This is a genomic window from Enterovirga sp. CN4-39, from assembly GCF_049446235.1.
Lineage (GTDB): Bacteria > Pseudomonadota > Alphaproteobacteria > Rhizobiales > Beijerinckiaceae > Enterovirga.
Window position 1 is genome coordinate 741,685 of record NZ_JBMSEF010000001.1, and the last position, 6,726, is coordinate 748,410.

The following is a 6,726-nucleotide window of genomic DNA, read 5'->3' on the forward strand; positions in this document are numbered from 1 at the left end:
AGCAAGTCATGGCCGACACGATCGGATTCATTGGCCTCGGCAATATGGGGACGCCCATGGCGACCCGCCTTGCGGATGCCGGCTACGGGCTCGTCGTCTTCGACACCCGCGACGATGTCGTGGCGCCCTTCGTCTCCCGCGGTGCGAAGCGGGCCGCCTCGGCCGCGGAGGTCGGGGCCCAGGCCGAGACGGTGCTCGTCAGCCTGCCGACGCCCGACATCGTGCGGGCCGTCGTGGCGGAGCTGGTCCAGGGCTCGGCCGTGAAGACGATCATCGACCTGTCGACGACCGGACCCAAGGTCGCCGCGGAGATCGGGGCGGAGCTGAAGGCCCGCGGCATCACCTTCGTCGATTCTCCGGTGAGCGGCGGCGTCGGCGGCGCGAAGGCCGGCACGCTCGCCGTCATGGTCTCCTGCCCTCGCGACACATTCGAGCGCATCGACCCGATGCTCAAGAACATCGGGAAGGTCTTCTTCATCGGCGAGGCGCCCGGCTCGGCGCAGATGATGAAGCTCTGCAACAACCTGATGTCGGCCGCCGCCATGGCCATCTCGGCCGAGGCGATCACGGCGGGCGTGAAGGCCGGCATCGACCCGGCCATCATGGTGGACGTGATCAACGTCTCGTCCGGCATGAACGCCGCGACGATCCAGAAATTCCCGAAATCGATCCTCAACCGGCGCTTCGACTACGGCTTCGCGACCGGGCTGATGTTCAAGGACGTCCGCCTCTGCCTGGAGGAGGTCGAGGCGATGGGGCTCGATCTCGAGACCGCCAAGGCCGTCCGCTCCGTCTGGCAGAAGATGAACGACCAGTTCGGGCCCGAGAGCGACTTCACCCGCATCATCGAGCTGACGGAGCGGCCGGCCGGGGTGATCGTCGGCAAGCCGGGCTGAGGGGCCTCCCTCCCGCTCGCCCCGGCGAAAGCTGGGGTCCACGCTCCGCGCCGCACTGGATCCCGGCTTTCGCCGGGATGAGCGGCAGAGGTCTTCGAGGAAACGATGCCCGAGCTTCAGCCCTACGAGATCCACGCCGTCCGCTACGCCCACAACCCGGCGGCGACGCGCAAGCAGAACTTCCTGGACGGGGACCCGCACGACGCCCCCATGCCGCTCGACTACTTCGTCTGGGCGATCCGCGGGAACGGCCGGACCTTCATCCTCGATACCGGCTTCAACGAGCCGATGGCGCAGAAGCGCAAGCGCCAGTTCCTCCGCTCCCCGGGCGAGGGGCTGAAATGCATCGGCGTCGATCCGGACGGGATCGAGGACGTGATCGTCAGCCACATGCATTACGACCATTGCGGGAATTACGGGCTCTTCCCGGCGGCGCGCTACCATCTGCAGGATACGGAGATGGCCTATTGCACGGGCCGCTGCATGTGCCACCCGACCCTGCGCGTGCCGTTCGAGATCGAGGATGTCGTCTCGATGGTCCGCAAGGTCTTCGACGGGCGCGTCACCTTCCATGACGGCGACCGGGAGATCGCGCCCGGCCTCAGCGTGCACAAGCTCGGGGGGCACTCGAAGGGCCTGCAGGTCCTGCGCGTCTGGACGCGGCGCGGCTGGATGGTGCTCGCCTCGGACGCGAGCCACTTCTACGACAACATGGAGCAGGGGCGGCCCTTCCACCTGGTGCACAACGTGGAGAGCACCCTGGAGGGCTACCGTCGCCTCTACGAGCTCGCGAGCGACAGGGCGAACGTCATCCCCGGCCACGACCCGCTCGTGCTGGAACGCTATCCCGCCTCTGCCCCGGGGCTGGAAGGCATCTCGGTCAGGCTCGACGCCGACCCTCGCGGCTGAGGTTCCGCCGCTCGGGCGGAAGCCGCGTCTCCCCTCCCCCTCGTGGGGAGGGGCCGAGTCGAAGCGCAGCTTCGAACCGGGGTGGGGGGCGGCCCGCCGTCAAGCGGGTGCCAGGCGGAGCTGGCCCTACCCGCTCACACCGGCGAAAGCCGGTGCCCAGGGACGCTGATCCCTCCCCGCAGGGGAGGGTGGCCCGAACGAAGCGGAGGGACGGGTGGGGCTGCCTGCCCGGTCGCGACCCCACCCCGGTTCGCGCCTGCGGCGCGACTCGGCCCTCCCCTGGAGGGGAGGGATCAGGCGGCTCGTCCGTCAGCGCTCACGCGCCGTCCGTCCCCGGTCCGAGGTCGGTCACCACGAGTGCTTCAAAGAGCTGCCCGAAATCCTGTGAGGGAGCGGGACGCCGGTTCTCCGGCCTTCGATGATGATGGTTTGCGGATTTGCCTGGTCCCTCCCGGCATCCCGCGACGGTCTTTTCGGCCCCATGGGCACACGCCCGGTCAGCCGCCCGGGCGCCACGGTTTCCGGAACCGCGACCTCGGGACCCGCCCTCGCCTCCGACAACGGTGCCCGGTGTCGACCGCCGTTCCCTCGCCGGAGACGAGTGACAGCTATATAGGAATAAATGCTAGACCTGTCAACTTGGGATTCCGCTCACACCGGCGAAAGCCGGTGCCCAGGGGTGGGCCCCGGCCTGCGCCGGGGCGAGCGGGGGCCTCCCCTCCCTCTCGTGGGGAGGGGCCGGGGGTGGGGGGCGTCCCGCCTTGAACCGGGTGCCAGGCTGAGCGCCCCCCACCCGGCTCGGGCTTCGCCCGAGTCCGCCCTCCCCACCAGGGGGATGGGAAAGCGCCCACGCGTCGCGCTAACCCCTGGTTTCCCTTCCCCTCCGGCGCCCAAGGGCGCCTCCGGCCGGGAATGACAGTGGGTCCGAATTGTGGTGCCCTGCCTCGCCTTGGGACTGGATCCCGGCTTTCGCCGGGATGATCGGCAGAGCTATCAGCCCCGGCCCCAGAAGGGCTTCGCGGTCGCGAGTTCGGTCGGGAATACCGTGTAGGGCACCCCGTTCTGCCACTGGATGACCGTGAGCCCGGCCCCGACGCGGCGGCCCATTCCGTCGAACTTCGTCTGGCCGCCTGGGTAGTACTTGGAGGGGCCGAGATCGAGGTTCCGCAGCGCATCGCCCACCGCGACCTTGTCGGCCTTGCCGGCCCTCTCGAGGGCCTCCTTGATGATCCACATGTCGCCGTAGGTCGAGATGGCGTTCTGGTCCATCCAGGGCTCGTTGAAGCGGGTCTTCAGCTCGGCGATCAGCTTCTCCTGACCCTTCACGCCCCAGTTGCCGACGCAGGACAGCACGCCCTGCAGGAGGTCGGGCGAGACGGTGTTGAGGATGTCCGGCATGGCGATGGCGATGCCGAAGGAGATCGTCGGGACCTTGCCCTGCCCCATGCCGAACTCGTTCATCTTTTCGAGGACGAGCTTCGCGTCGGAAATGACGGTCGGCAGGAAGAAGAAGAGGTCGGGCCGCGCCGCCCTCACCTTCTGGACGAGCGGGGTCGCATCGGCGATCGGTGGCGTGAAGGTCTCGTCCACGACGAGCTTGAGGCCGAGCCGCTGCAGCAGTCCCTCGCGCATCGGCTTCACGGAAGCGACCGACGCGCCCGTGTTGTCGGTGATGATCGCGACCGTCTGGGGCCGCTTGCCGGAGGCGCTCTCCGCCAGCTTCAGGATCTCCGGCAGGGCCTGCTCGGCCTGGGAGGCCGCGGTCGCCGAGGTCTGGAAGACGTACTTGAAGCCTCGGGCGGTGATGAGGTCCGAATAGGACAGGGTGAGGACGGGAAGCTGCGCGCGCTCGGTGACCTCCGTCACCGCCAGCGTGAAGGAGGAGAGATAGGAGCCGCTCGCGGCCACGATGTCGGGCTCCTGCGCCACCATGCGCTGGGCCGCGTTCTTGGCCTTCTCGGTCGTGTCGCCGCAATCCAGCACGACGAGCTTGAGCTTGGCGCCGCCGAGCGACTTCACCCCGCCCTCGGCGTTGATGTGATCGAGCGCCATCTCCGCGCCCATGCGCATCACCGTGCCGAAGCGCGAATACATGCCGGAGACCGGCACGAGCAGCGCGACCTTCACCTCGGCGGGGTTCTGCGCCCGGGCGATGCCCGGCATGGCAATGGCGGCGGCCGTGGTGCCGAGGAGCGTGCGGCGGGTGAGGTCGTGACGATCGGTCATGGTGTTCCTCCCTGGTTGTCGGCCCGCCTGTCTTCGGTGTCATTCCGGGGCCGCGGAGCGGAACCCGGAACCCACGGCTGGGCACTGGTTGCGAGTGGATCCCGGGTTCTCGCCTCCGGCGAGCCCCGGGATGACGGCGGGCCCTACCGCTTCGGCCAGAAGGGCTCGGCCACCGCGATCTCCTTCGGGAAGACGGTGACCGGGGTGCCGTTCTGCCACTGGACGATGGTGACGCCGGCGCCGACGCGGCGGCCCTTGTCGTCGAACTTGAGCTGGCCGCCCGGGAAATACTTGGCCGGCCCGCCATCCATCGTGCGGAGCGCCTGTGCGACGGCTTCCTTGTCCGCCTTGCCGGCCTTTTCCAGCGCCGCCGCCATCAGCCAGATGTCCCCGTAGGTCGAGATGACGTTCTGCGTGGCCCAGGGCTCGTTGTAGCGCTTCTTCACCTCGGCGATCAGCGTCTCGTGGCCCTTGAAGCCCCAGTTCGCCACGACGGTCATCACGCCCTGGAGTACCTGCGGCGAGACGCTCTGCAGCACGTCCGGCTCGGCGATGGTGATGGAGAACGAGATGGTCGGGATGCGGCCCTGGCCGAGGCCGAACTCGTTCATCTTCTCGACCAGGAGCTTCGCGTCCGACACCGCGTTCGGCATCGCGAAGAGGAGGTCGGGCCGCGCTGCCCGGACCTTCTGGATGAGCGGGGTCGCGTCCGCGAGCGGCGGGGTCCAGACCTCGTCCACGACGAGTTCGAGGCCGAGCTGCTTGAAGAGCTTCTCCTTCAGGGCCTTCGCGGTCGCGACCGAGGTCGCGGTGTTGTCCATGACGATGGCGACGGTCTTCGGCTTCTTGCCGGAGGCGCTCTCGGCGAGCTTCATCAGCTCGGGCAGGCCCTGCTCGGATTGCGAGCTCGCGGTCGCGGCCGTCTGGAAGATGTACTTGAAGCCGCGATCGGTCAGCAGATCCGAATAGGAGAGCGTCAGCACGGGAAGCTGCGCCCGCTCGGTCACCTCCGTGACGGCCAGCGTGAAGGACGACAGGTAGGCGCCTGTCGCCGCGACGAGGTCCGTCTCCTGCGCCACCATGCGCTGGGCGGCGTTCTTCGCCTTCTCGACCGTGTCGCCGCAATCGATGAGGACGAGCTTCAGCTTCGCGCCGCCGAGCGCCTTGATGCCGCCGGCCGCGTTCACGTCGTCGATGCCGACCTCCGCGCCCATCCGCATCACAGAGCCGGGCCGGGCATAGAGGCCGGAAAGCGGCACGATGAGGCCGACCTTCACCTCGGCGGGATTCTGCGCGCGCACGATCGAGGGCGCCGCGAGCGCGGCGGCGGCCGTGGTGCCGATGAGCGTTCGCCGGGTCAGGTTTGCCATGAGCTGTTTCTCCCTCTGTCGTCTTGTTTGCTCGCCCCGGCGGAAGCCGGGATCCGTCATCTGCCCGCTCGGCTCGATCCCGGCCTGCGCCGGGACGAGCGGGAAACTCACATTCCCAGGTATGCCTGGCGGACGCGATCGTCCGCGCGAAGGGCCGAGTTCGGCCCCTCCAGAACCACCCTCCCCGCCTCGAGCACGTAGCCGTGATCGGCGGATTCCAGCGCCTCCGCCACGCGCTGCTCGACGAGCAGGATCGTCAGGTTCGACTGCTTCCGGATTTCCAGGAGCTTGTCGAAGATGAAGTCGGCGATCGCCGGCGAGAGGCCCATGGAGGGTTCGTCCAGCATGAGGAGCCGCGGCGAGGAGGCGAGGCCGCGGCCGATCGCCAGCATCTGCTGCTCGCCGCCGGACAGCGTGCCGGCGAGCTGGTTGCGGCGCTCGGCGAGGACCGGGAACCAGCCGAGGATGGCGTCCAGGTTCTCCTTCCAGGTCCGCCGGCCCGCCTCCGTATAGGCGCCCATCTCCAGGTTCTCGAAGACGGTGAGCGAGGCGAAGACCTGGCGGCCCTCCGGCACATGCGCGATGCCGAGATGCGGCCTTCGGTCGGGCCGGACCTCCGCGAGGTCCTTCCCCTCGAAGGTGATGCGGCCGGCGAAGGGCCGCAGCGTGCCGGAGATGGTGCGGAAGATCGTCGTCTTGCCGGCTCCGTTGGGGCCGACGATGGCGACGAACTGGCCCTCGTCGACGCGGATCGACACCCCGTTGAGAACGGGGACGGCGGTATAGCCCGCGTGAACGCCTTCAAGCGTCAACATGGGCGCTCCACTTCTTGCCGAGATAGGCCTCGATCACCCGCCTGTCCTTCGTCACGGTCTTGGGGGCGCCCTCGACCAGCACGGTCCCGTGGTCGAGCACGACGAAACGATCCACCAGCTGCACCATCGCGCCCATCGTATGCTCGATGATGACGATGGTGATGCCGCTGGCCGCGAGCTTGCGGATGACGGCGAGCACGTCGCCGACCTCCGAATGGCCGAGCCCGGCCAGGGTCTCGTCGAGCAGGAGGAGGCGCGGCCGGCCGGCGAGGGCACGGGCGAGCTCCATCAGGCGGAGCTGCTTCGTGGTGAGCTCGCCGCCGAGGCGATCCCGCACGTCCGACAGGCCGACCGTCTCGATCGCCTCGTCGGCGCGGCGGCGGGCCTCCTCGTCCGTCTCCGCCTGCACATAGGCGCCGACGACAACGTTGTCGGCGACCGACATGCGCAGGAAGGGGCGCATGACCTGGAAGGTGCGGCCGACGCCGGCCGGGCAGAGCTCGTGCGGCT

6 protein-coding genes are annotated in these 6,726 nt (G+C 68.9%); 2 read left to right on the forward strand and 4 right to left on the reverse strand.

All coding sequences use genetic code 11. From position 1 onward, the window contains the following. Window positions 1-8 precede the first annotated feature (8 nt). On the forward strand, window positions 9-896 hold the full coding sequence (locus ACO2SS_RS03650) for an NAD(P)-dependent oxidoreductase (protein ID WP_423276193.1): 888 nt from the start codon (window positions 9-11) through the stop codon (window positions 894-896). A 105-nt stretch (window positions 897-1,001) separates the two neighbouring features. Next, on the forward strand, window positions 1,002-1,805 hold the full coding sequence (locus ACO2SS_RS03655; protein WP_423276194.1) for an N-acyl homoserine lactonase family protein: 804 nt from the start codon (window positions 1,002-1,004) through the stop codon (window positions 1,803-1,805). A 993-nt stretch (window positions 1,806-2,798) separates the two neighbouring features. Here the strand turns inward: ACO2SS_RS03655 and ACO2SS_RS03660 are convergent. From ACO2SS_RS03660 to ACO2SS_RS03675, 4 genes are all read right to left on the reverse strand, one after another. Next, window positions 2,799-4,031 carry an ABC transporter substrate-binding protein gene (locus tag ACO2SS_RS03660; RefSeq protein ID WP_423276195.1) on the reverse strand — a complete coding sequence of 411 codons (1,233 nt, stop codon included), beginning with the start codon at window positions 4,029-4,031 and terminating at the stop codon, window positions 2,799-2,801. A gap of 143 nt (window positions 4,032-4,174) precedes the next feature. Further along, window positions 4,175-5,401 carry an ABC transporter substrate-binding protein gene (locus tag ACO2SS_RS03665; protein ID WP_423276196.1) on the reverse strand — a complete coding sequence of 409 codons (1,227 nt, stop codon included), beginning with the start codon at window positions 5,399-5,401 and terminating at the stop codon, window positions 4,175-4,177. A gap of 107 nt (window positions 5,402-5,508) precedes the next feature. Further along, window positions 5,509-6,216: an ABC transporter ATP-binding protein gene (locus tag ACO2SS_RS03670; protein ID WP_423276197.1), complete on the reverse strand. Its 708-nt coding sequence runs from the start codon at window positions 6,214-6,216 to the stop codon at window positions 5,509-5,511. Beyond that, window positions 6,203-6,726 (reverse strand): ATP-binding cassette domain-containing protein (locus tag ACO2SS_RS03675; protein WP_423276198.1); only part of this gene is annotated, 524 nt, incomplete at its 5' end. The genes ACO2SS_RS03670 and ACO2SS_RS03675, both read right to left, overlap by 14 nt.

Bases quoted from the DNA above. Each gene is read 5' to 3' on its own strand.
- ACO2SS_RS03650 (WP_423276193.1), top strand. From the start codon at position 9: ATGGCCGACACGATCGGATTCATTGGCCTCGGCAATATGGGGACGCCC.
- ACO2SS_RS03655 (WP_423276194.1), top strand. From the start codon at position 1,002: ATGCCCGAGCTTCAGCCCTACGAGATCCACGCCGTCCGCTACGCCCAC.
- ACO2SS_RS03660 (WP_423276195.1), bottom strand. From the start codon at position 4,031: ATGACCGATCGTCACGACCTCACCCGCCGCACGCTCCTCGGCACCACG.
- ACO2SS_RS03665 (WP_423276196.1), bottom strand. From the start codon at position 5,401: ATGGCAAACCTGACCCGGCGAACGCTCATCGGCACCACGGCCGCCGCC.
- ACO2SS_RS03670 (WP_423276197.1), bottom strand. From the start codon at position 6,216: ATGTTGACGCTTGAAGGCGTTCACGCGGGCTATACCGCCGTCCCCGTT.